General features: G+C 68.7%; 20 protein-coding genes. 10 read left to right on the top strand and 10 right to left on the bottom strand.

Going from position 1 to position 23,994, the window contains the following annotated elements; all coding sequences use genetic code 11:
• The first annotated feature begins 196 nt into the window (after window positions 1-196).
• Window positions 197-781, top strand: coding sequence for a sigma-70 family RNA polymerase sigma factor (locus ACIREO_RS19515; RefSeq protein ID WP_404111490.1), 585 nt, complete (start codon window positions 197-199; stop codon window positions 779-781).
• A gap of 83 nt (window positions 782-864) precedes the next feature.
• On the opposite strand, the gene ACIREO_RS19510 is transcribed toward ACIREO_RS19515, so the two are convergent.
• Genes ACIREO_RS19510 through ACIREO_RS19500 form a run of 3 tightly spaced genes read right to left on the bottom strand, consistent with a single transcriptional unit; the run spans window position 865 to window position 3,583 of the window.
• Window positions 865-1,785: a hypothetical protein gene (locus ACIREO_RS19510; RefSeq protein WP_404111487.1), complete on the bottom strand. Its 921-nt coding sequence runs from the start codon at window positions 1,783-1,785 to the stop codon at window positions 865-867.
• 47 nt (window positions 1,786-1,832) lie between these two features.
• Window positions 1,833-2,531 (bottom strand): hypothetical protein, encoded by a 699-nt coding sequence (locus ACIREO_RS19505; protein ID WP_404111484.1) that lies wholly within the window; start codon window positions 2,529-2,531, stop codon window positions 1,833-1,835.
• A complete protein-coding gene (locus tag ACIREO_RS19500; RefSeq protein ID WP_404111481.1) occupies window positions 2,528-3,583 on the bottom strand; it encodes an NlpC/P60 family protein in 1,056 nt (351 codons plus the stop codon). The genes ACIREO_RS19505 and ACIREO_RS19500 overlap by 4 nt, the downstream gene beginning before the upstream one ends.
• Before the next feature lie 143 nt (window positions 3,584-3,726).
• Here ACIREO_RS19500 and ACIREO_RS19495 point away from each other — a divergent pair, with 143 nt between their 5' ends.
• The 7 genes from ACIREO_RS19495 to ACIREO_RS19465 all read left to right on the top strand — a co-directional run bounded on the left by ACIREO_RS19495 (window position 3,727) and on the right by ACIREO_RS19465 (window position 11,107).
• On the top strand, window positions 3,727-4,344 hold the full coding sequence (locus tag ACIREO_RS19495) for a DUF6668 family protein (protein WP_404111478.1): 618 nt from the start codon (window positions 3,727-3,729) through the stop codon (window positions 4,342-4,344).
• Between the two features lie 12 nt (window positions 4,345-4,356).
• Entirely contained in the window at window positions 4,357-4,674 is a 318-nt protein-coding gene (locus tag ACIREO_RS19490; RefSeq protein ID WP_404111475.1) for a hypothetical protein, read from the top strand.
• Between the two features lie 14 nt (window positions 4,675-4,688).
• Window positions 4,689-5,444 carry a hypothetical protein gene (locus ACIREO_RS19485; protein ID WP_404111472.1) on the top strand — a complete coding sequence of 252 codons (756 nt, stop codon included), beginning with the start codon at window positions 4,689-4,691 and terminating at the stop codon, window positions 5,442-5,444.
• A complete protein-coding gene (locus ACIREO_RS19480; RefSeq protein ID WP_404111469.1) occupies window positions 5,444-6,700 on the top strand; it encodes a hypothetical protein in 1,257 nt (418 codons plus the stop codon). The genes ACIREO_RS19485 and ACIREO_RS19480 overlap by 1 nt, the downstream gene beginning before the upstream one ends.
• The gene (locus tag ACIREO_RS19475; protein ID WP_404111466.1) at window positions 6,690-8,186 is read left to right on the top strand and encodes an SCO6880 family protein; all 1,497 of its coding nucleotides are present in this window, start codon (window positions 6,690-6,692) and stop codon (window positions 8,184-8,186) included. The genes ACIREO_RS19480 and ACIREO_RS19475 overlap by 11 nt, the downstream gene beginning before the upstream one ends.
• Before the next feature lie 30 nt (window positions 8,187-8,216).
• Window positions 8,217-9,683, top strand: a complete 1,467-nt coding sequence (locus ACIREO_RS19470) for an ATP/GTP-binding protein (RefSeq protein WP_404111463.1) — start codon at window positions 8,217-8,219, stop codon at window positions 9,681-9,683.
• Window positions 9,684-9,862: 179 nt separating this feature from the next.
• A complete protein-coding gene (locus ACIREO_RS19465) occupies window positions 9,863-11,107 on the top strand; it encodes a hypothetical protein (RefSeq protein ID WP_404111460.1) in 1,245 nt (414 codons plus the stop codon).
• Window positions 11,108-13,855: 2,748 nt separating this feature from the next.
• On the opposite strand, the gene ACIREO_RS19460 is transcribed toward ACIREO_RS19465, so the two are convergent.
• Window positions 13,856-14,131: a hypothetical protein gene (locus ACIREO_RS19460; RefSeq protein ID WP_404111457.1), complete on the bottom strand. Its 276-nt coding sequence runs from the start codon at window positions 14,129-14,131 to the stop codon at window positions 13,856-13,858.
• Here ACIREO_RS19460 and ACIREO_RS19455 point away from each other — a divergent pair.
• A complete protein-coding gene (locus ACIREO_RS19455; RefSeq protein ID WP_404111455.1) occupies window positions 14,124-14,582 on the top strand; it encodes an RICIN domain-containing protein in 459 nt (152 codons plus the stop codon). The two genes, ACIREO_RS19460 and ACIREO_RS19455, sit on opposite strands and share 8 nt — an antisense overlap.
• A gap of 208 nt (window positions 14,583-14,790) precedes the next feature.
• Here the strand turns inward: ACIREO_RS19455 and ACIREO_RS19450 are convergent, their stop codons facing one another.
• Window positions 14,791-15,264 (bottom strand): DUF4913 domain-containing protein, encoded by a 474-nt coding sequence (locus tag ACIREO_RS19450; RefSeq protein ID WP_404111452.1) that lies wholly within the window; start codon window positions 15,262-15,264, stop codon window positions 14,791-14,793.
• A 353-nt stretch (window positions 15,265-15,617) separates the two neighbouring features.
• Window positions 15,618-17,213, bottom strand: a complete 1,596-nt coding sequence (locus ACIREO_RS19445) for a glycosyl hydrolase (protein ID WP_404111449.1) — start codon at window positions 17,211-17,213, stop codon at window positions 15,618-15,620.
• A 199-nt stretch (window positions 17,214-17,412) separates the two neighbouring features.
• On the opposite strand from ACIREO_RS19445, the gene ACIREO_RS19440 reads away from it, so the two are divergent.
• Complete coding sequence (locus ACIREO_RS19440; protein WP_404111446.1) at window positions 17,413-17,556, top strand: hypothetical protein; 144 nt, start codon at window positions 17,413-17,415, stop codon at window positions 17,554-17,556.
• A gap of 102 nt (window positions 17,557-17,658) precedes the next feature.
• On the opposite strand, the gene ACIREO_RS19435 is transcribed toward ACIREO_RS19440, so the two are convergent.
• From ACIREO_RS19435 to ACIREO_RS19420, 4 genes are all read right to left on the bottom strand, one after another.
• Complete coding sequence (locus ACIREO_RS19435; protein WP_404111444.1) at window positions 17,659-20,502, bottom strand: BTAD domain-containing putative transcriptional regulator; 2,844 nt, start codon at window positions 20,500-20,502, stop codon at window positions 17,659-17,661.
• A 734-nt stretch (window positions 20,503-21,236) separates the two neighbouring features.
• Window positions 21,237-21,950, bottom strand: a complete 714-nt coding sequence (locus ACIREO_RS19430; protein ID WP_404111441.1) for a GntR family transcriptional regulator — start codon at window positions 21,948-21,950, stop codon at window positions 21,237-21,239.
• A 99-nt stretch (window positions 21,951-22,049) separates the two neighbouring features.
• On the bottom strand, window positions 22,050-23,228 hold the full coding sequence (locus tag ACIREO_RS19425; protein WP_404111438.1) for a cytochrome P450: 1,179 nt from the start codon (window positions 23,226-23,228) through the stop codon (window positions 22,050-22,052).
• A 109-nt stretch (window positions 23,229-23,337) separates the two neighbouring features.
• A complete protein-coding gene (locus ACIREO_RS19420) occupies window positions 23,338-23,949 on the bottom strand; it encodes a TIGR03086 family metal-binding protein (protein ID WP_404111435.1) in 612 nt (203 codons plus the stop codon).
• Window positions 23,950-23,994 lie beyond the last annotated feature (45 nt).

Below are 23,994 nucleotides of genomic sequence, written 5' to 3'. Positions count from 1 at the left end.
GCGAGGGCGGCCCAAGAAGGACCCGCCCCCTCGCTCGGCGCGCGACCCTCCGGCGGAGCGGAATCCGCCACTCCGGCATCAATCGAACGTCAATGCGATGTGGAGCCCGACTCGTAACACTCCCCCGACCGAGGCCGCCGACTCCGGCCTCGAGACCTGACCTTCCCCCGAGGTCATGCAGCAAGGGAGTATGTACGTGAGCTGGACAGTGATGGGCTCCTTGGGAGCGGTGAGCGCTGCGGAACGCGCGATGCGCACACTTCACGACGAACAGGCGGGCGCGCTGTACGCCTACGTGGTCCGCCTGTTGAACGGTGACCGGCACAAGGCCGAGGACGTGGTGCAGGAGGCGTTGCTGCGCTGCTGGCGGACCCAGAACCTGACTGCCGGCCGGCCCCTGCGGCCGTGGCTGTTCAGAGTGGCCCGCAACCTCGTCATCGACGAGTACCGGATGCGCAAGACCCGCCCCCAGGAGGTCAACGGCAACATCTGGCTGGAGGATCTGCTGACCAGCCCCGACGAGGTGGACTGGCTGCTCTCCTCCCTGCTCCTCAAGGACGCGTTCAGGCAGCTGTCGCACGCCCATCGCGAGGCGCTGTACGAGACGTACTTCTACGGCAGATCGATGCGCGAGGCGGGCGAGACGCTCGGCGTTCCGCCGGGCACCGTCAAGTCGCGTGTGCATCACGCGGTACGCGCCCTGCGTCTGGCCATGGACGTCGTCGAGAGCGCCGACGACGAAGGCGGCGGAAAGCCCGTGCGGTACATGTCCGCCGCCTGAGCACATCGCCGGCCGCCGCGAGGGGCGAGCATCCGCGGGCCGGCAGTGTCGCCGTCGCGGGTGAACTGCCGGACGGGCCGGACTCAGCCTGCCTTCCGGGCGCCCACGGCGGGTCGTTCCCAGGTCGGAGCGGGACGCCGGCTCCTCGGCGCGGGTGAGTCCGCCACGGTGTGGTCCTCTTCTCGCGGTCCGTGCGTGTCGTGAGCTGTCAGCAGCCGGTCCCGGTGTCTGAGGACCGCGGTGAGCGCGGCCCCGGCCTCACCCGGGATCTGGCTGCGCAGACGGATCAAGGCGACCCCGGCGGACAGCGCCTCGCCGACATCGGTGATCCGCATCCACAGCTGTTCGGCGCGGCCCGCCACGGCCTCTGCCTGTTCTGCGTCCCCCCGGTAGTGCCAGCGTTCGGCGACGTCGCGGTACAGCTGGATGCCGCCGGCCGTGTCACCGGCCATGGCGGTGGCCCCGGCACGGACCTCGCGGATGCGCAGTGTGTCGGGGTGGGACACGCCGAAGACGCCTGTCGCCCGCGTGTCGAGCTGTGCGGCGAGCTCGCGGGCCTGGTCGGCGCGGCCGGCCTCGAGGTGGGCCCTCACCTCGTCCAGGGACTCCTCGTACGCCTCGGTGTCCTTCCGGGAGCGGGAGCGGGACACGGGAGCGTCGGAAACGACTGCCTGCGCGGCGACCGCCTGCGTTCTCGCGGAGCGTTTCGTCTGTCGCTTCCTCGGCACCGTGGTGCGCGGTGCGCCGGCCGGGTCCTCGCTCACCTCTCCACCGGGTGAGACGATCAACTGCCATGCGACGCCGCTCGGTTCGGTGGCCGTGGCCCGTACGGCACGGCCGAGCCTGGCGGCCGCGCCGGCTACGACATCTATGGCGGAGGCACGCGTGGCGTGCCCGGACGTGGGCACCAGGGGGCCTGACGCGAGGACCCGTCCGTCGTCGTGGACGGTGAGGTCGTAGACCGGCCAGGCCGGTACATCGGTGGATTCGTGCCTCGTTGACATGACGTGTCTCCCGTGCAGTTGAACGTCCGGCCTGATCCAGAAGGCCCCTATCGGACGGTGACGTCGGCCACCCGCCACGGCTTGTCGACCGCTGCGCGGGTGAGCTGCACGAAGACCGCGACGACGACAGGCTCGCCCGCCCACCCCTCGCTCCCCGACGGTGTGGCGGTGACGGTCCACTGCCGCCACGCCTCGGTGTCGCTGTCGGGGGGCCTGGCAGCGTCCTCGGTCTTCTCCGGCGCGACGTCGGTACGGGCATCGTGTCCGGCCCACTCCTGCCACTGGGCGCCGCTGACCGGCTGGGGCCGGCGTGCACGGAGCCGGTCCGCGTACGCGCCGGTGAGCCAGCCGGCGTCAGCGGCGCGCAGCTCGGCGTCGTGCGGCCCACTATCGGTGGTGGTGTCGAAGGTCCACAGTGCCGTGAGCGCACCCTTGCTGACCGCGTCGGCATCGGCCTGATCGACATCTCGCGGCTTGATCGTGTTTCCGGGAGGCGCGCCGGTGTCCTTGGGCTCCGGAGCGTCCGTGGGTTCCGGGAGCGGGGGGGCGTCCGTGCGGGCGGCGGACGGTGTCGCATACGGTCCGGTGCCGGTCGCAGCGGGTTCCGACGGCGCCGTGAGCGCGCGCTCCTCACCGCCACCACCGCCACCGCCACCGTCACCGCCGGCACCGCACCCGCCGGCCACGAGACCGAACGTGAGCACCGCCACCGCCGCGACGGTGCCCCGCGTGCGGGGAGAAGTCATCCGAACCGCCTGACCTTCTGGGACTTGCCGGCGTAATAGGGCTCGTCGAGGTTGCTGATCTTCACCACGTCACCCGTCTTCGGCGCATGGATGAACTGCCGTCGGCCGATGTAGATGCCGATGTGGTCGTAGCTGCCGTTGAGCTGGAACCCGATCACGTCGCCGGGCCGCAGGTCGTCGCGGGAGACCGCCTTGCCGGACATGACCTGGAGCTGGCTGACACGGGGAAGGAGGAGGCTGCCACCGGAAGCGTGGTACACAGCGTTCTGTACGAGGCTGGAGCAGTCGAACCCCACGGTGTCCGCGCCCTGGGCGAAGCCCCGGCCGGGGCCTTCCGGCCCGCCGCCGCCCCACGCGTAGGGGGTGCCGAGCCACTTCTTGGCGTTGGCCACCACCTGGTCACCGAACGAGTCGCCGGCCTCGGACGGTTCGGCGCCGCTGTATCCGGTCATCGACGCGATGATCCTGGTGACGTAGCTCTGGGTCTCCGGATAGGGAGGCACTCCGTCGTACTCCGCGACCGCTCCGGGCCCCGCGTTGTAGGCGGCGAGCATCAGCCGGGTGAGGTCACCGCCGACGTTCATGTCCCTGACCTTGTCCGCGAGCCAGCAGTCGTAGCGCGCCTGGGTCATGATCGCGTCGCCCGGGGTGAACGGGTCTGCCACGCCGTCCGGTTCGGGGCTGCCGTCCGCGCCCGCAGCGTCCACGCCCCACGTCGCCCATGTACCGGGGATGAACTGGCTCAGCCCTTCGGCGCGGGCAGGGCTCACGGCGGTGGGGCTCCAGCCGGACTCCGCCTCGATCTGCGCGGCCACCAGCGGTGCACTGACCTCAGGGCAGAGACTGCCGGCCCGCTCGATCCACTCCACGAACTCGGGCGGAATGCGATCGGCCGTGAGCTCCGTGACCAGTCCCACGGGTTCGGCTTCCTGTTCCTTGCCCGCAGCCCCCAGGACCGACAGACCGAGGAGGGAGCCGATGCCGACCAGGCCCAGTACGACGCACCCCGCGGCCAGCGCGGACGGACTCGCCCGGCCGGAACCGCCGTTCACCGGCGCGCTCTTGTACGAGGCGCGACCCTCCGCGAAGGCCTGAAGTCCGACATGGATGAATCACTCCTTATCTGTCTTAATTACAAAAAGAGTTGTTTATTGCTATTTACCAACTTGTGTGTATTATTCGGCCCGTTGTGTTGATGGTCGAAGGAGATGCCTTGGCAGGGGATGTGCCGGTCGTCAATCCCTGGTTGCCGCAGTCGGACCGCCAGGGAGACACCAACGGGAAACCGCGGCGACCGGTTCAAAGAACGTCGTCGGAACTTTCCGGCCCGGAAGCACCCCAGGGCGCCGGAGTCCCGCGGCCTGAGCAGGGGCTGCCCCTCGCCCGCCCGCGGCTGAACGACAGTCGGTGGTGGTGGCTCGGCGTGCACGGCGGCGCGGGGGTCAGCACGTTGGAGCAGGCCGTGCCCGGTGGCAGTGACGCCGAGCGTGCCTGGCCCGTGGCCTCGGGGAAACAGCCGGTCGTGCTGGTCGCCCGCTCCACCGCGCACGGTCTCGGAGCGGCACAGATCGCCGCTCAGCAGTGGGCCTCTCGCATGGTCACCGGCATCGACCTGCTGGGGCTGGTCGTTGTCGCCGACGCTCCAGGCCGGCGCCCCCGGGTCCTTCGGGACCGGGTCCGCCTGGTCTCGGGCGCGGTGCCCCGCTTGTGGGAGGTCCCGTGGGTGGAGTCCTGGCGACTCGGAGAGCCGCATCTGCCCAAGGAATGTGTGTCCCTTGCCCGCGACCTGATCCGACTCACTCAACCCACCTAGACGGGAACCGAGTTGTCCACTCTGATGGCGGCCCTTCTGGACGCCTCGTATCTCACACATCCGGTAGCAGCCGCACCACCGCCCTCGGGCGTGCCCGATGTCGGCGGAGGTGAGGCCCCGCCCGGAGCCGAGGACCTGATTCAAATTCTGAAGTGGGTGGCCTGGACCGTGACCGCCCTGTGCGTCGCGGGCATCTTCGGTGTCGCCGCCCGGATGGCGGTCGACCACTCCCGGGGAGGCGGCCGTGACCATGCCAGAGGACTCGGCTTCGTCCTGGGGGCGTGCCTGCTCGTCGGCTCAGCTTCCGGCATCGTCGGCGCGTTCGTCTAGGAGGGGGAGGAACCATGGCTGACCCCGGCACCCGCACGGCGGCCGACGAGCCCCGAAGTCCGTGGCTGCGCGGCGGCTTCGTCCTCGCCGCCGCGTTCATCGGCTTCGTGACCGTCATCGCGGGGGCGATCGTGTTCACCTCGGACACCTCCGGCCCACGCGACGATGCCACCGCGTCCCGGCCGCCCGCCGACCGTGCCGCCGCTTCGTCGTCCTCACCCGGGAGCGACGGGCCCTGCCCCGAACTGACCGACACACGCCAGGACGTGCCCACCGCCGCTCCCCGGGGCGTGACGTGGACGCTGTACGGCGCCGTCGCCGTACCCGCCTCCGAGGCATCGGGTCCTGCGGTGGTCGGCAAGGATGTGGCGCACTGTTACGCACGTACTCCGGTCGGCGCACTGCTGGCCACCAGCCAGATCAGCGTGCGCTATCTGGCGGCCGAGGACTGGCGGAAGGTGACCCGGCTCCAGACGGTCGGAGCGGGCCGTGACGCCTACATAGCGGGACGGACCAGCGCGGAGAAGAAATCGCCCACCGACGGGGACGGCGGTGCTCACGGACAGATCGCCGGATTCAGGTTCGTCACCTACAACGAGAGCACCGGGGTGATCCAGACCGTCTGGCGGTTCCCCGACGGCCGGATGCAGGCCGCCACCACGACGGTGCTGTGGCAGGACGGGGACTGGCGGCTGGAGTACCCGGCCGACCCCGTAGCCCCCACCCCGGTCGGCTCCCTGGCCGGCTTCAGCGAGTGGGGGGGTGTGTGATGGCAGGGTGCGATTTCGGCTGGGTCACTCCCTCGGTCGGCGGCTATTGCGTCGGCAACGGCACGGGAACGGCACCGAAGGACCTCGGTGACAGCGCGTTCGACGACATCGCCGAGAGCGCGGCGAAGGCGGCGAGCACGACCGTCAAGGCGCTGGGCAGCGCCTGGATGGACCTCGGCGGCCCCGATCTGAGCGAAGGCTCCGGGCCGGTGGCCTTTCTCCGTGGCTCCACCCTGTGGGTCACCTCGTTCACCGCTGTGCTGTGCCTGCTGGTCGCGGCCGGGCAGATCGCCTGGCAGCGCCGCGGCGAGCCGGCCCGGCAGGCGCTCCAAGGGCTGTTCAACCTGGTGATGGTCTCCTCGGTGGGAGTCGCCACGGTCAGTCTTCTGACCTCGGCGGGGGACAAGTTCAGCATCTGGATCATCGACAGGTCCACCGGTTGCCGGCAGATCAGCGCGGCCGGGGAGCCGGTCGCGCAGTGCGTCGCCGAATTCGAGAAACGCACCACGGCCATGCTGGCGCTGGGTGACACGGGCTCGTCGTTCCTCGTTCTGATCATGGCCGTGCTGGTGATCACCGGCACGGTGGCGCAGATCGCCCTGATGATCGTGAGGGTGGCCATGCTGGTGATCCTCGCCGGGACGCTGCCCCTTGCGGCGGCGGCCAGCTCCACTCCCGCCGGCCGTGTCTGGTTCCGTAAGTCCCTGGGCTGGCTCTTCGCCTTCCTGCTGTACAAACCGGCAGCGGCCATCGTGTACGCGGCGGCGTTCTCGATCACCGGCCAGGACCAGGACAACGAAGTCGTCTCCATGGTCTCGGGGGTCGTGCTGATCGGCCTGGCCTGCTTCACACTGCCCGCGCTGATGCGGTTCGCCGCCCCTGTCGTCCAGGCGGCGGTCTCCGGCGGGGGCCGCACGGCCGGTTCCTCCGCCGGAGGAACCGGAACGGCGGCAGCGGCCACCGGAGCGCTGCCCGTTCCGCACCTGCGCAGCCTGGCCACCGGCCGGTCGGTGGCGGGGGCTGCCGTGAGTCCGGAGGCCACCGGAGCGCGACAGGGTGGGCCGGGCACCGCCCGGGGCACCGTGGGGGCACGCGGGGCGGCGGACGGCGAGCGGGCCGCGACCGGGCGTCCTCAGCCGGAGCCCACGGGTACCGCCGAGGCGCGGTTGGAGGGCCGGGAGGACACGGCGGCACCGGTGCCTGTCCCGGCCCGGCAGTATCCCGACGACCAGCAGGAGAAGGCCCATGACCGCTGAAGAACTCACCACGCGTACCTACGGCAACTTCCGCAAACCTCGTACCTCCGGGTTGCGGGGTCTGTCCCTGGGCGTGACGCTGCTGCTGCTCACCGGGCTGATCGCCGTGGTCCTGGCCACGCTGGCCTCCCTCTGGGCAGCGCTGGGGCTGGCACTGTCGCTGGCGGTGGTCACGGCCGCGCTCGCGTTCAAGGACCGGCACGACCGTACGCTGATGAAACGTGGAGCGGTCCGTCTGGCATGGTGGCGCACCACGTCTTCCGGCGGCCATCTGTACCGGTCGGGTCCGCTGGGCCGCACCGGCTACGGCACCTGCGAACTGCCCGGCCTGGCGGCCGAGTCGTCGCTGACGGAGGCGCAGGACGGTTACGGCCGCCCGTTCGCCGTGATCACGACTCCGGCGACCGGCCATCACACCGTGGTCATCTCCTGCGACGCGGACGGATCCGCCCTCGTCGACCAGCAACAGGTCGACATCTGGGTGGCCCACTGGGGCCAGTGGCTGTCCGCTCTGGGGGCCGAGCCGGACCTCGTCGCCGCGAGCGTGACCGTGGAGACCGCTCCCGACTCCGGAGTACGGCTCCAGCAGGAGATCGCCGCCAACACCGTTCCCGACGCTCCCCGGCTGGCCACGGAGATGCTCCGGGAAGTGCTGTCCGCTTATCCCGCGGGCTCGGCGCAGATCGCCACGCGGATCGCGCTGACCTACTCCGGTGCGGCCCGCCCGGGCACCCCCCGCCGCAGTGCCGAGGACATGGCGCTCCACATCGGTACCCGTCTGCCGGGCCTGACGGCCGGGCTGTCCCTGACGAGCGCCGGCACGGCCGTCCCGATGACCGCGACCGAACTCGCCGAGGCGGTGCGCGTCGCCTACGACCCGACCGTGGCGACGTTGGTGGAAGAGGCACGGGCCACCGGCGGCACCGGGCTGACCTGGAGCGAGGCCGGACCCATGGCGGCCCAGGAGGCGTGGGACCACTACCGGCACGACGGCGCGTTCAGCGTGACCTGGGCCATGACGGAGGCCCCGCTGGGCGAGGTGTTCTCCAATGTCCTGACCGCGCTGGTGCAGCCCAACCGCGACATCGCCCGCAAGCGGGTCACGCTCCTGTACCGCCCGCACACCCGGGCCGAAGGCGCACGCGTGGTCCAACAGGACTACAAGAACGCGCTGTTCAGTGCCCAGCAGTCACAGGTCGGAAAGGCCCGGGAGGACGCCGAGGTGGTCGCGGCCCGCAGGACGACCGAGGAACAGGCCCAGGGACACGGCGTGATCCGCTTCGGCCTGCTGATCACGGCGACGGTCACCAATGCCGCGGAACTCCCGAAGGCCGCCGCGGCCGTCGACAACCTGGCTCCCGCCGCCCGCATCGCGGTGCGACCTGTGTACGGCTCCCAGGCGGCGGCGTTCGCCGCCGCGCTGCCGCTGGGCCTGGTGCTCCCGCTGCACACCGCCGTGCCACAGACCGTGCGCGACGCGATGTGACGGAGAGCGGAGAAGAATGAGGAGAACCCGATGGCACGCGTGACCAAGCAATCCCGTCAGCCCCGCCTCACCCCCCGTGGCTGGCCCGGCCCCGGTGGCGGCATGGTCGGCTACGTCGAACCCGCGCCCGAGTGGCGCGGCACCTCCGTACAGGTGTGCGGCCTGTGGCCGTTCGGCGCGGGCGCCGGTACCCCGATGGTCGGGGTACCACTCGGCCGTGACCTGGACTCCGGGGCCACGGTGTGCTGTGATCCCGTGTCCTGGTTCATGCGCACGGGCCTGCTGGCCAACCCGTCGATGTTCGTGCTGGGACGCCCGGGGCTCGGCAAGTCGACCATCGTACGCCGCATGGCTCTCGGCCTCTCCGGCTACGGTGTCCATCCGCTGGTCTTCGGTGACCTCAAGCCGGACTACGTGGACCTGATCAGGGCCATCGGCGGGCAGGTCATCAGTCTGGGGCGGGGCCGCGGCAACCTCAACGTCCTGGACCCCGGCGAGTCCGGCCGGGCTGCGGCCCGGCTCACCGGCAGCGCCCGCCAACGGCTCCTGGCCGACATCCACGGCCGCCGCCTCCACATGGTCTCGGCCCTGGTGACCATCCTGCGCTCGGCGCCACCGACGGACCGCGAGGAGACGATCCTCTCGACCGCGCTGAACGTCCTGGACGACCGGCACGACGCCCGATCGGGCCGTGTTCCGGTGCTCGCCGACCTGGTGCAGGTCATCAAGGACGGCCCGGAAGCGGTACGGGCGGTCGCGCTGGACCGGGGCGACATGGCCCGCTACCGCGACATCACGGAGGACCTGGAGGCCTCGCTGACCGCCCTGCTCGGCGACGGCCGCCTGGGCGGGACCTTCGCCGAGCCGACAACCGAGGCGATGAAGCTGGACCGCCCGGTCTGCTTCGACATCAGTGGCATCGACGACAGCGAGGCCCTGCTCCAGGCCGCGGCTCTGCTGTCCTGCTGGTCGTACGGCTTCGGCGCGGTCTCCGCCGCGCACGCGCTCGCGGACGCGGGGCTGGAGCCGCAGCGCAACTACTTCGTGGTCATGGACGAGCTGTGGCGTGTCCTCCAGGCGGGCCGCGGCCTGGTCGACCGAGTCAACGCCCTCACCCGGCTCGACCGGCAGCGCGGGGTGGGCCTCGCCATGATCACCCACAGCATCGACGACCTACTGGCCCTGCCGACGGAGGAGGACCGCACCAAGGCGAAGGGCTTCGTGGAACGCGCCGGCATGGTGGTCTGTGCGGGACTGCCCCCCGCCGAGCTGCCGCAGCTGACTCAGATCGTGGAGCTGACCGAGGCGGAGAAACGTCTGCTGGTCGACTGGTCCACCCCGCCCGCCTGGGATGCCACTTACGGCCGCAGGGCCGAGCCGCCCGGCCTCGGCAACTTCCTCATCAAGGTCGGCAACCGCCCGGGGATCCCCCTGCACGTGGACCTGACGGCAGCGGAGCTCGGGGTCAACAACACGAACAAGAGGTGGAACAAGTGAGCGCCGAAGGCGCTCGCTCTCGACCACGGTGACCTGCTACGACGCCGACAGTGAACCGGAAGCCCGGAAACGACGTTGTGTTCGGCAAGCAGAAGCGCTCGCGCCGGAACACCGCTGAACACGCGGCAACATCTCCGGGCTCCTCGAGCGGCCGACCTCCAGCCGAAGGAGAAGGTGGAATGGCAGGTTCAGAAGACTACGTCGCAGTAAGGCTCGAAGACAACGGCACGTATCGCGTGTCGTCAAAGCCAGTCCCGCGTAATGCGCCCGAGCTCCCGGACGGCGCCACCAACGGCGTCTACGACATGAACGGGAGGAAGTTCTACATACAGAACGAAGCAGGCCAGCTCGGGCGTTATTCGGCCGACAATAACGCCTGGCGGCCGTCCGGGAACGAGGCTGCGGGGAACGCCTTGGCGGGCACCTATGGTGCGGAAACCTATGTTGCGGACACCTCCAGGGGCAAGGGCCCTGCGGCGGCGTACGAAGAGCCGTCACTGTCGCCGTCACTCGCCCGGTCGGGCGAGCCGTCATACTCCGTCACCGCCCAGAACGATGTCTCACCCTACACGCAAATGCAGGGCAACTCGGGTGAATCGCTGTCCAGCGGGGGCTCACACTCCAGCTCCTACAGCGCCGTACGGAAGGACTCCAGGGGCCGGTACAAGGCGTCGAGTCAACCCGTGCCGGAGGACGCACCCGCACCCCCGGCTGACGCAAGGCGTGCTGTCTACGACGTGGAGCGCGCGGAGTTCTACGTAGAACGCCAAGGCCATGTGGAGCGTTTCAGCCGGAACTCGCTCCAGTGGGCCACAAGTTCGGCAAAGGGTGTCATGGAGGCCCTGAGCAAATACGGTGCGGCCGTCGGCAGGGCCGCCGTGAACGGCGTTCCGAACATCGCTGCGGGCGGCGCGAAGATCTTCGGCGGCGAGCAAGCCGAGAGTTATGCGAACTACGTGGCAGGGGGCTTTCAGGGGCTGGTGGCCGCCCACTCTCTCTACACGAACGTGACTGGGGGGAATTTCGACAGGGTGCAGGCGGCCGCAGATCTAACCCAAGGGGGCGCCGCGATCCTCAACGTTGTGAGTGGTGCGACCGGGAACGAGCATGTCAATGCTGCTGCCACCGGCGCCTCGATGGCCGCGGGTGGGGCACAGATGGCCCATGAGGTCCACCAACACCAAAGGGCAGAGGAACAGGCCGAAAGGGCTGCAGGCTTTTACCTGCAATCGATGGGAAATCCGTCGCAACTAAACTTGCCGCTACGACCGGCCCCGGAGAACTCGACCGCTGCCGGAAAATATACGCCTGCCACCACCTCTGGCGCGCAGGTGAACGCCGCAAGTTCCAGCAGTAACCCCCCTGCCCCGGCATCGGCACCGGCAACGGACAATGCGCCGAAGAAGCGTGTATCCCGCAAGTAAGGTCGATCATCGTCCGCCTGGCCCTGCCCGCGAACGCAGAGGGCCGGCGGGCGGTGAAAGGGCGCTGTCCGGGTTCGTGAGGCGGCGGAAGCAGCGTCCGACGACGTTGCGGCGTCGGTAGACAGTGCGGCCGAGGCGGCGGAAGCAGCGTCCGACGACGTTGCGGCGTCGGTAGACAGTGCGGCCGAGGCGGCAGAGCGTTCCACTGCGCCGGGGCGGCTGTTGATCTGGTCGACGCTTTCGGAATCGTGCAGGCGATGCCACTTTCCCGCCGTCGGACGCGGAACTTCCGGGCAGGTCCGCCTTGTGGGCGGCCACCCGGCCGGGTCGGGTCCCGGGCCTGTCCCGGGCCCGGCCCGGCCACACGGTCTCGGACTAGGTAGTTCTCACCGACGCGAAGGTGGAACGCTCGCCAGGACGATGGGTCCGGCAACAGCTACGAGCAGTGACCACCGGCGGGGGAGAAGTAATTCGGTGACCACATGACACAACCCCTGGGGAGGCAACACCGTCATCCCAGTTGGCATGGGATTGGTTCCGTCCTCGCCACCGGGGTTTCCGCACCGCGCACACCAGGCGGTCCGGACGTCCCACGTCAAAGGTGTTCATTACATGCCATGTAGCCTCAGCCTGGGATCTACCCCACAGATGCCCCGGTCAGCCCCCTCCCCCACCCAGAAACGTGCAAGACATATGGATGACACGCTGTCACGCCGGCCGTACCTGCTCGGCCGCAACGTAGCCACAGGCGAGCCCGCAGCCGACCGTTTTCGCGGCATGCTCACGCGCGTCGCAGCGCGCACGGGGTTCGCCCTCACTGCCCATGCACTTCCGGCGTACGACCGCCGGTACACCGGCCGAACACCGACGCCGACCTGGTAAGCAACACAACGGGGCTCGGACATGAGGCAGCGGCTTCACAGGCCGGCACCGAGACCAAGTGGTGGAACAGATGAGCACCGACACCCACCACACCGAGCGGTCCGTGCAGACGGATTGAACCACTTGCCCGCCCGGCCCGTTTACCCGGCGAGGCTGCCGACCTCGACGACCTTCACGCCCTCACCCAAACCTGGCAGCCCCCCGTATCGCGATCTCCACCGATCAGCACAGCGATCGGAGACAGCCGGAGAGAGGGACCTGCACGAAGGAGTGGAACGTGGGGAATCGAAGGTGGCTGATGATCGGCCTGGCCGCGGTCGGAGCCATCGGGGGCCTTCTCCTGGGAGGCCCGGTGGGGGCAGCGCTCGGGCTGAGCCTCGGGTTGCTCGCTGGTGGAGGCCTCCGGGAACTTCTGGCAGCGCGCGACGAGAAGTCCAGGCGATCGGATGGGGCAGGTTCACCGGCGCAGGAGCCCGACTCAGCTCCCGACGCGTCTCCTTCGAGGGCGTCGACCCCTGACGCGTCTCCTTCGAGGGCGTCAACCCCTGAGCAGGAGCACGCGCAACTCAGATCCCCCTCTCCCCAGCCTCCGCTGGAGGGGTGGTACGCGCAACGTAGCGGTCGCACTTCACCGGAGCCGAGCTGGCCCTTGCGGTCACCGTCACCTTCGCCGTCACTCGGGTCCGTCTCGTCCCAGTCCTCGCTGGCAAAGCCGTTTTTCTCTCCGGAGAAGGCGCAAATGCACCCACAGGGGCGCGTACAGGGCGGTCGCAACTCACCGGAGCCCTACCAGCCACCCGCTCCGGGCCCCTCCGTTCTTCGTAAGCGCAAGGGAAAAGCCGTGTAGCGCCCTGGTCGCGCAGAACGGCCAGATCCGTGCCGGCGTCGCACCGGCACGTAACAAGATGTCTTCCCCCTACGACGATCAAATTCCCGAGCACGGCCATCCCCCGAGCTCAGGACCGTGCTTTCGCATGTCGGCGAGCACCGGGACCAGCCCCGCCCGAAATCCCCGGGCCAAGAGGTGAACTGTTTCCCTCCGGCTCCCGTTGCGACGTGAGCAGAACTGTTGTGGCGCGTGGCCTGTGACTTCCGCTCGACCCCTGAGAACTGGATCGGGCCGTACGAGGCTGCACGCCGACACCGCAAGAAAGGGATGGACATGAACAGGGGTGACGAAGCTGACGAGCCGATCACCAAGGGCGACCCTCTCCCGCCTGCGGCCCCGGCGGATCTCGACCGACAGGGCGCTTCCGGACAGGGGGCGGAGCCCTCCCCCCACTTCGCTGTGGTCATCTTCGACGACGGCTCCGCCGCCATCGACGGAGAGTCGGTGCCGTTGGTACCGGGCGAGCCGCTCGATGTAGCGATCCTCGACATGCTGCACGGATACGCACGCAGCCGCAGCGCCCCCGTAACGGGAGCCATCTCCGACCCGTCGTCAGACTACGTGGCGATCGTCGAGGTAGCCCCGGACGGCTCCAGCAAGCTGCTGGAGCAGCTTGAGGGGGAGGCAGCAGGAGCGGGAGGGGCCGCTGGACCTACTGAACCTGTTGAGCAAGCTCAACACCAGGAGCCCGGAGGGTGGTCCGGGTCCGACCGGACCGGTGACGAGGCCGGGTTCCAGGGCCCCGGTCGTGCGGAGAGCGCGGTCCCGGAGAGCGCAGGGCCCCCCGGTCTTCGGCAGACACCGGACGGGTCAGCCGTCCGGCGGAAGGCGCAGCCTCAGTCGGACGAGGAGTACCAGGGGCCTGGGCTTTTCCAGCGCCCTCTGGTCATTGGAGGGGTGGCCGCTGTTGTGGCCGTCGCCGTCGTTGGTTCGCTGGTGGCCATGGGCACCGGATCGGGCGGCGTCGAAGATCGGAATCAGGCGGCCGGATCGGGCAGTACCGCAAGCAAGTCTCCGATGACTCTCCAGCAACCGAGCCACTCGGCTCCCGCACGGCCCTCGCCTTCTCTCCCGGCGACACCTTCTCCGTCGAAGTCGCCGTCGAAGTCACCGTCGAAATCGCCGTCGAAGTCGCCCTCGAAGTCGCCCTCGCCATCGGTTACCGCGGCACCGAAGTCTGTGCCTCCGAAGCCGAAGAAGACCAAGGAGACCGGTGGCGGACCCAAGGTCCCCAGCGGTGCGGTAGTGATCAAGAACGAGAAGTACGGCTTCTGCGTCGATCTTCCCGGCCAGGGCAAGGGCAAGCCGGGAAGCACGGTCTATGACGAACAAAGCTGTACTACGTCGCCCAAGGACAACCAGCTGTGGACACTGAAGAAGACCCTCAAGGGCCGTGGCACCGGTGGATCCGACCTGTACCTGATCCGCAACGTCAAGGACGGGCTCTGCCTGGATCTGCCCGGTGAGGGCGGCGCCCGGATCACGACGGTCATCACCGAATTCAACTGCAAACCCACCGCCAAGGACAACCAGCTCTGGTGGTTCGACAAGCGCCCCAACGGCACGTACTGGATCCGCAATCAGAAGAGCGGCGACATGTGTCTCGATGTTTCGCGAACGGACAGGAAGGCCGCGAACGCCAAACTCACGGTCTTCGTGTGCAGTGATACCGACGATCACCAGTGGCGGTTCGTGAAGGGCTAGAGTCTTTCGTTTGGATCAGGCTGGATCGGAGAACGGGTCCTGATGACAGGGCACGCGAGCCCAGCATGATCCGGACGAGAGGGCCCGACCAACTGTCGTACACGTAGGCGGCCTTCGGCTGAGCATGTGATCCGGCCAAGGACACACAAGCTCAGCACGGAGGTCCGCCGCATCCCGCGTGACCGGGCCTGCGGGGCCGACGCTCGTGTCAGTCCACTTCGGGCGGCGGGCCGAACGGGTCCAGAGCGTCGACGGGCGGCGCCTCCTTCGACCGGTGGCTGCCCGGTTTGCAGCCGGCGAAGGGCCCCATCGGATCACGCAGTGACTGCATGACGTGGCCCAGATAGTCCCGATGCCAGTTGGCGGGTCCGCACATGGGGGAGCCAGGGCCGGTCAGCTCCGCCCAGGCGAGCCACAAGCCGTGGAGCTGGGCAACCGCCTCCTGGTGCTCCCACCAGCGGGAGCACCAGGGGGCCGCGGAGGTGATCTCCCTCCCGTAGACCGGCAGCAGCACATGGTGGGTCCACAGGGTCAGTTGCCGCAGATTCTGCGCGTACTCAGCACCCTCCAGATACAGGATGAACCGAGGCCCGGCCGGAGGCGGCGGAGCAGGCTGCTCCTCGGAGGACTGCTCCGGGGGGTATGTGGCCTCCTGCTCGGCTCCGGAGGTGTCGATCGTCATCGGGTTCCCTTTCAGTGCGCGGTGTGGCCTGTCCCGGGCGACCGAGGAAGTCATGGCGTGTGGAGAGACCGGCCTGTCCGGCATCACAACGCACGCCGGACGTACGGGGTTCACCGAGTCGTACGGGGACGCCGAGGCTGCCGGCCCGGGGCTCTACGGCGTCGCGCTCCCCATGAAGCGGCCTGTCCCGACGGGGTGGCCGGATGGACAAGAAGCCCCGGCGGGAAGGTGAGAGACCCGTGGACCTGCCGTGGCCCTGGATGGGTCACGGCAAGTCCCTCCCTGGCACGGACAACGGGCACTGGGCTCAACTGCGGAGCAGCCCGGATCCGCTCGCCGGGGACCGGAGCGGCTCAGCCCCCGTTGCGGTAGGTGTAGCCGCTGGAGTTCGACGTGGGCCCGATGAAGAGGCCGGTCGGGCTCGTCTGCGTGGAAAGGGCGAACCACGCGTAGCGATCCACGTAGTCCAGCATCTCCAAGGTCTCAGTCGATGTCTTGATGAAAGCGTCCTGCTCCCGCACGCTCGGGTAGCGGGGGGTTCCCTGGGTGAAGTCGATGAGGGCGTACTCGGTCAGCCAGATCGGCTTGTTGTAACGCTTGTGGATACGCTCCAGATAGGCGGCCAACTGGTAGGTGGCCGCGTAGCTGAAGTCCGAGCCGTACCAGTGCACGGGGATGAAGTCGACGCGCAGGCCGCGCTCCGCGGCCCCCGTCATGAAGCGGTCCAGCCAGCCGCCGGGCTTGTCGGCGTCGGTGGCGACCGCCGGGGCCCCCAGGTTCAGGCCGGTCTTCTGCAGTTGCGGCCAGAGATCCAGGGCCTGTTCGGGAGTCATGTTGGCCTGGGTGGGTGAGTCGGGCTCATTGAAGCCCAGAAGGTTCTTCCCCTCCTTGGCGGCATTGCCCAGCTCGGCTTCGGTGACCGATTCGGCGCCCCAGATGGTCGGGACGAACTCGACGCCCTCCGGTTTCGCGACCTCACCGCTGGAGGAGGTCCAGTTGTGGAACCACTTCGCGCCGGAGCTCGCCAGTGCCTGGTCGACACCGTCGGTGGGGTTGAGTCCGATGCCCTTGCTCACCGTGTTCGGGGGCAGGCCGTCGTCCTCGGGCTTGGGCTTGGTGCTGCGCACAGGCGTCCGGGACTTCTCGGAAGAGGCTCCTGTGCCGTGGAACGTGACGGTCAGTCCGGTGCACTCGCTGCACTGGCGTACGACCTGGTTGCCGGCCTCGGCGTCATGCTTGGACCACGAGTACGCCGAGGGGCACTTCTCGGTGAGCGCCTGGCTGTAGGCGGTCTTCGCGTCCCGATTCGGGTTGACACATACAATCGGCTCGCCCGTTGTCGGGCTCCTGGTCAGGTTCTCGGGCGGGCAGACTGCCAGCAGATCGGTGGGACAGCCCACCGAGGCGCACTGTCCGCCGTTCTCGGGCGCCGGCACTCCGTCGGGGGTGATGGTGATGGGCGCCGAGACGGCGTTGACGTAGCTGACGTTGTACCAGGGTGCCGAAGCGTCAGCCGGGTCGAAGTTGAACTCGGCGAGGCTGGCGGGCTGTTCGCCGGTCGAGCAGCGGTCGGCGAACGGTCCGCAGTCAGCGACGGTGCAGTGGAACGTGCTGCCCTCCTCTCCGCTGCAGCCCTGGCGGGCAAAGAACTTGCCACGCCAGTGCCCGGCGTCCGAACGTTCGGGGATGGTGATGGTGGCGGACTTCCCCGGGTCCAGCGTGGGCAGCCCGGTGAGCTCGGGTGAGCCGTCCGCGTTGGACGAAGCGCCGACCCAGATACGGGCGTCTGTCTTGTTCTGCAAGGTGACGGTGCGCTCGGCGCCACCGGCGGCCGCCCCGGTAACACGGTCCTCGCTCTTACCGAACGGGCCCTGCGACGACGCCGACATCACGGCGGTCAAAGCAACGACCAGCAGGAGAGCGAACAGGAACGGACGAAATTTTCGCAATGATACGAGTGATCTCACACGCATAGACATGCCTCTCACGTCAGGGATCGACTACGCCCGCACGACGTACGCACGCGGTCGACGGTTCACCATGAGGGCCGCTCCCAGGACCGCGCTGAAACGTTCAGTGAACCGGAGGGGGCAGGTGCCCGTTGTACGCAGAGCAAGATCAGGACCACCGCATCGCCAGAGAGACCACATGCCACTGATCGAAACAGCGGAAGCCGTCCCGCTCGGCGCCGTCTGCGCGCCACTGGGCAGCTGTGCCCCCCTGCTCGCTGTCACATCGCCGCGCTTCCACGGACCGACCGGAGCACCCGTCAAGCCGCTCGCCCTCGTCTGAGCACGTCACCCATCCATCCATCCGCTGTACGGCGACAGGCGCCCCCGTGTCCGGACGGGGAGAAGGGGACAGGCCCTGCCGGTGTTGAGTCGTGGGAGCCGCTCAGGCGGAAGCAGCATCCGGTGGTGTGTCGCCCGAGGGGGCGTTCAGGCGGTGGAGTCTGTCCCTCATGCTCTCGGCATCGGGGTGATCGAAATCGCTCCAGATCGCCAGTGCCCGATGCCAGCTGATGCGGGCCTCCTCAGGCTTGCCCGTCGCCAGTTGGATGTCGCCGAGATTGCTCAGGGTGTGGCCTTCGCCCCATTGGTTGGCAACGTCTCGGTGTGCCTCGAGCGCTTGCTCGTAGTGCTCGCCGGCTTCGTCGTAGCGACGGAGCCGGTGGTCGACCGTGCCGAGGATGTCGAGGACGATACCTTCGACCCAGCGATTGCCGAAGGCCCGCAGAATGGTCAGCGACTGCTCGAGGCAGTCAGCGGCCTCGTCGAACCTGCCGAGCTGTTGGTAGGCGTCGCCGAGGTTGGCCAGGGATATGGCTTCCCCCCAGGAGTATCCGTTGTGCCGAGCCGTGACCAGGCCCCGTCGGGTGTACTCGACGGCCTTGTCGATCCGGCCGGTGTTCAGGTACACGTTGCCGAGATTGAGCACGGCATCTGCCCTGCCGTCCCTGTCCCCCAGCTCACGGCTGAGGATCATCGCCTTCCAGTAGTGGTCAGCGCCCTCGTCGAACCGGCGAAAGTGCGTCAGGGCTCCGGCCACGTCCGCGAGGCTCTGGGCCTCGCCCCTGCGGTCTCCGGCGGCGCGGGCGGCCGCAAGAGCTGTCCTGGCGGTGTCGAGCCAGTCGTGCAGATGACTGCGCAGGTAGAGGAACCCCCAGGAGACGGCTGCGAGTCGCCAGGCCGTACCCGCTCTACCGGAGGAGGCGGCCTGGTGCACAGCGGCGACGATGTTGGCCCGCTCGATCTCGCACCACTGCAGAGCCTGGTCGTGAGCCGTGAACGACAGCGGGCGACAACCGGCAGGCGTCGGTTCCAGGTGGATTCGCCGACGGTGCGGGGCGAAGAGAGGGTAGGCCGCGTCCACGGTGTGCAGATACCAGGACAGGAGCCGCTCGACCGCCCGGTCCTGCTCCTCCGCCGGCTCGTCGATGCGGACTCTTTCGCGTGCGTAGACGCGCAGCAGGTCGTGCACGGTGTAGCGGCCGGGCAGACGCTCGATGAGCAGGTGCGCGTGGGAGAGCTCTGCGAGCAGGCCGCGGGCCTCCCGCAGGGGAAGCCCGGCCAGGGCGGCTGCGGCGGGTGCGGAGATGTCCGGGCCGACGTGGAGGCCCAGGAGGCGGAACAATCGCGAGGCCGGGGGCGACAGCGTGTCGTACGACCACGAGAAGATGGCCCGCACATCGGTGCTGAGGTCACCGCTCACAAAGGCGTCGAGACTCCCCTGGGTTTCACGCAGTTCGTCGGCGATGGCGCTGAGTGGGAAGCCGGGGTTGAGCGCCGCTCGGGCGGCGACGACGGCGAGTGCCAGCGGCAGCCGACCGCAGAGGGCGACGATCTCGTCCACCGCGAGGGGCTGTGCCGACAGTCGCTTCGTGCCGAGTCGCAGCCTCAGGAAGTCGTGCGCGTCGGACTGCGTCAGCTGATGCAGAGTCAGCGGTCGCGCCCCCTCACCGGCGATCAGGCTGGAGAGTTGGTTGCGGCTGGTGACAATGACAAGACAGCCGGGGGAACCGGGCAGCAGCAGACGGATCTGCTCGACGTCGCGGGCGTTGTCGAGAAGGATCAGCATGCGCCGGTGGGCGAGCAGAGTGCGGTACAGCAGGATTTGGGCCTCGAGTTGCGCGGGGATTCTCTGTGGAGAGACGCCGAGCGCGTCGAGGAATATACGGATGGCCTCCTCCGGCGTCATGATCGAGCCGGTCGCGTCGAACCCGCGCAGGTTGATGAAGAGCTGACCGTCGGGGAAGCGATCGGCGATCTCGTGGGCCATATGGACGGCCAGAGCCGTCTTGCCGATGCCGGCCATGCCGCTCACCACGCTGATGGCCATCGTCTCGGCACGCTTGTCGCCTGTCGGCAACAGGGCGCGCACCTCCTCGAGTTCGGTGTGGCGGCCGGTGAAGGTGGCAAGGTCGGCGGGGAGAGCGGTCGGCACGGCAGGTGGAGCAGCCGGGGCGCTCACCGGGGCGACTGTTCGTTGCGAGGGCGGGGAGTATTCGAGCGAGTCGTCGGCCGTCAGAATATTGTGGTGGAGTTCCCTCAGCGAAGGGCCGGGTTCGATGCCCAACTCGGCCACCAGGGTGTTTCGTGTCTTGCGGTAGCACGCCAGCGCCTCCCCCTGGCGCCCCGCTCGGTACAGGGCAACCATGAGCAGTCGGCACAGTCGCTCGCGCAGTGGATGCTGGTCGGTCAGGGTGCGCAGGTCGGAAATCACCGAGTCGTGTCGGCCGAGCGCGAGATCGATGTCAAATCTCGCCTCAAGAGCGCTGAGCCGCGCTTCGTTCAGCCTGGACCGCTCGGCCTCGGCGAGCGGGCCGGTCAGCCCGGCCAGGGGAGTCTCGTGCCAGTCGTTGAGCGCGGCGTGGAGCAGCCGGGACGCTGCGGTCAAATCGCCCGCGGCGCGCGACTGCGTCGCCCGGGCGACTCGCTGTTCGAACACGCCCACGTCCACGGCATCGTCAGCAACGCGGGCCACGTATCCGTCGGTCGCCGAGACGATCACGGCCCGGGACTCGTCGGATACCCGGCCGGGCTCCAGAATCTTGCGCAGTCGCGACACGTAGGTGCGCAGTACGGGCACGGCCGCCGTCGGCGGTTTCTCGCCCCAAACGGCATGGACGATCTCGGCGGTGGTGAGAAGGTGCCCGCGTCGCAACAGCAGCGCCGCCAGCACCACACGCTGCTGGGGCGAGCCGAGGATCAGCTCTTCCTCTCCACGCCATACCCGCACCGGCCCCAATACAGCGAAGCGTAAAGAGGCTTTGCCTACTGTTTTCACATCTTGAATATACAAAGATTATCCTACAGTCCTAGGTCGAGGTCATTAACGGCAATGAAAGCCCAGATGTGAAACCAGTAGAAGTTTGGGACGCTTTGCTCGAATTCTCTGCTTTCGCCATTCCGGCCGGACGGCCGTGGCCGGGCAACCTGAACGACTTTCGAGGTGCGGCCGCAGTGCGGGAGCACACGGTGCGAGGACTGGACGCGCCCACCGGAAAGGGCCTGCCTGCCACATTTCTGGGAGGACACCGTGGGCTTCTTGATCCGCGCTCTCCTGCGTGAGCACGTGCCGGCCATGACAGTGGCCTCCCGGGGGACGGAGTGGCGCTGAGCGGGCCGGAGTTCGTGGGTGACAGCGTTGTCAACGTCCCCGCAAGCCGTGTCGGCCACTCCCACAGGCGCGGGAGTGGCCCTGACTGCTGTCACCTTCTCGTCGAGTACGTCCTGGAGGAACCTGCCGGCCTCGCGGGCGAGCGTTTCTCCGTGCCCGCCCCCTCCGTACCCGTCCCCCGCGGCCGAGCTCCGAAGAGATGGGTGGGAGGCCCGCGGGTGATGAGGAGTTCGATGTCCTGACCAGGCATGTTCTCGCTGAGATCCCTGTTGGTCAATCTAAGATCTTTAGTCCATCACCAAGAATAAGTGTTGTCAACGCTTCCCTGGGGCGGAACGAACTCGCGCTCACCCTCAGGACACCTGGATGCTGGCCTGAGCGACCGAGTCGTGCGAGAGGAGCGCATCCAGGATCTGCCCCTGCGAGTCCTGCGTGCGGGCCGCCATGGCTTCACGGGCGGCCGTGGGATCACGATCCCGGATGCCCTCGAAGATCGCGCGCCGTTGATGCGCTGCCGTCGTGGAGAACGGCAGCGACTCCATGGTGATCCTCAGAACGCGCTCCAGCTCGTCGAAGACCCGCGAAATCGCCTGGGCCAGCATGTCGTTGCCGCACCTGTTGGCGATGATGGCGTCGAACTCGAAATGGGCCCGGATGAAGCCCTCGATACTCTCACTGTCACCCAGTTCGTAGGTTGCACCGAGCAGTTCCTCCAGGCGGGCAAGCCCAGGTTCCGGGCACCCGCGCGCCGCGGTCAGACCGGCGGCCTCCGCCTCCAGAAGCTGCCGGAAACCACACAGGTCCCGCGTGCCCTTCAGCGTCACCGGCACGATGCGGTACCCCGACCGAGGCAGGACCTGGACCAGGCCGTCGCGCTGAAGCCGGGTCAGAGCCTCTCTGACCGGCATGGTTCCCACATCCGCGTGACGCGCGAGGTCGGTCTTGGTGACGTGCGCGCCCGGAGCCAGTTCGAGCTCGATGATCCGTCGCTTGATCGCGATGTAAGCGCGCTCGGTGGCGTTCGTGCCGACGTGATCAGCGCTGAGGATTGCGGGCAGATACTTCACTCGGCCATGCTAGTCACCGGTGGCCCCAGGGCTCTCCATCAGCTACCGCCGGGGCCGGACGGGAGGCTGCCCCGCCTTCGTCCCCTTCACCGACGACGGTCAGCTCGCGGGTTCGATCGCCACTTCGAGGTGGTCGAGACCGCGTAACCCGTTGTTGATCAGCGGTCGGTGTTCGAGTATCTCGAAGCGGGCGACACGGTCGGCGAGTCTCTCCAGCAGCGCGCTCATTTCCAGCCTGGCGAGGTGCATCCCGACGCACACGTGCTCCCCCCGCCCGAAGGCGAGGTGGTCCGAAGGGCGGCGGGTGATGTCGAAGCGCGTGGGGTCCGGGTAGTGACGCTCGTCGCGGTTGGCGGAGGCATAGAGCAGCGCGACCCGTGAGCCGGCGGCCAGCGGAACTCCGCCGATCTCGTGGTCTTCGGTGAGTACCCGGCTGAACTGGGATACCGGGGTCTCCAGACGCAGCGACTCGTTGATCGCGTGCGGGATCAACGAGCGGTCCGCGCGCAGCAGATCCCACTGGTCCGGGTTCCGGGCGAACAACGCGACCGCGTTGGTGATCGCGAGGATGGTCGTGTCCAGGCTGGGAGCGACGTAGTCGAGCATCATGACCGGGCACTTTCCTTGCGGGATCTCGCCACGGTCGGCCGCCTGGTAGAGCTGGGCCGCCCAGCCGTCGGGGTCGATTTGCCCCGGCACGGCGTCATTCATGGCGAATGCCATGAACTCCTCGACGACCGGCCCCGCAGCGGCTGCCCGGCCGTCGGCGGGCCCCTGGGTGTCCCAGATGGCCGCGGCCCACTCCAGCATCTTCTCCCGCCCGTGACCGGGGAGTCCGACCAGGTCCGACACCACGGTCATGGGCAGGTACTCCGCCAGTTCGGTGACGACCTCGAACCGGCCCCGGCCGACCAGCCGTTCGACGACCTGATCGGCCTCGGCCTCGATCCGCGGAGTCACCTCACGCATCCGGTCCGGCCGCAGCGGCCGCCCCAGCACCGAGCGCATCGCCGTGTGCTCGGGCGGATCGCTGCACAGCGTGATCCCCTCCAGCCGGGTGTTCACGTCCGGATCCACGAACACTCCCCGCGCCGATGAGAACGTCTGCCAGTCCATCAGGGCGGCGCGCACGTCGTCGTAGCGGGACAACGCGTAGAGACCGTAGCGGGACAGGTACACCACAGGCCCGAGCGCCCGAAGTTCGGCGTAGATGTCGTACGGGTCGATGCGCGCCGATTCGGTGTAGAGATCGACGTCGCTGGTGGGTATGGGGGACAACGGGCCTCCAGGGAAAGGGTGAAGCGAAGACGGCGACGACCCACGTGCTGGTGCCGCGCGGAAGGGAGGGACGAAACGGCCCGCACGGACCAGTTGCGCCCGGCCTCGGTCAGTCGCCCTTGGTGACGGGCGTGGGCGTCCAGCGCGGTGATCGCCCCGCGAAGCCCAGCAACCGGTCCAGCGCCGGGGCGTCCGGGCTCACCGGCACCTCGGGGGCGAACGGCATGCCCGCGCCGCCCCGGTACTCCGGTTTGATCTGGCCGACGAGCAGTGCGTGCGCCTGCTCCGACGCCGCGGGATCGGGCTGCCAGGCCTGACCGGTGGCGCGGGCGATGTCCCAGCCGTGCACCACGGCCTCGGCCACCAGCATGCTCAGCACGTAGTCACCGGGAAACGTGCCGCCCAGCGCGGGCACCCGCACGGAGCCCGTTTCGAAGCCGTCGGCCAGGGCGGCACGCACTGCCGCCGACAGTTCCCCGATCGCCGTAACCAGGACTTCGGCCTCGTCGGGGCCGGTGTAGACCCGCGGATCCGGGCGCTGGTCGCCGTCGGGGTCGGCCAGGACGACGGTGAAGTACCCGATTCCGCCGAGCAGGTGCCGGCGCAGCGAGACCACGTCGAGATCGGCGCAGGGCGTCGGCGACGTGTCCTGCCGGGCAGTCGTCGCACCGATCACGCGTGCCAGGTGGTCCAGGACGGGAAGCACCGGATGAGAGGACATCAGTTCCGTTTCGCTCGTCGGGTTGAATACGATCCACGGGAGGAG

It is taken from the genome of Streptomyces sp. NPDC102441, from assembly GCF_044765585.1.
Classification (GTDB): domain Bacteria; phylum Actinomycetota; class Actinomycetes; order Streptomycetales; family Streptomycetaceae; genus Streptomyces.
Note: the sequence above shows the minus strand (reverse complement) of the source record. Positions and strands in the feature narration are given on the sequence as shown.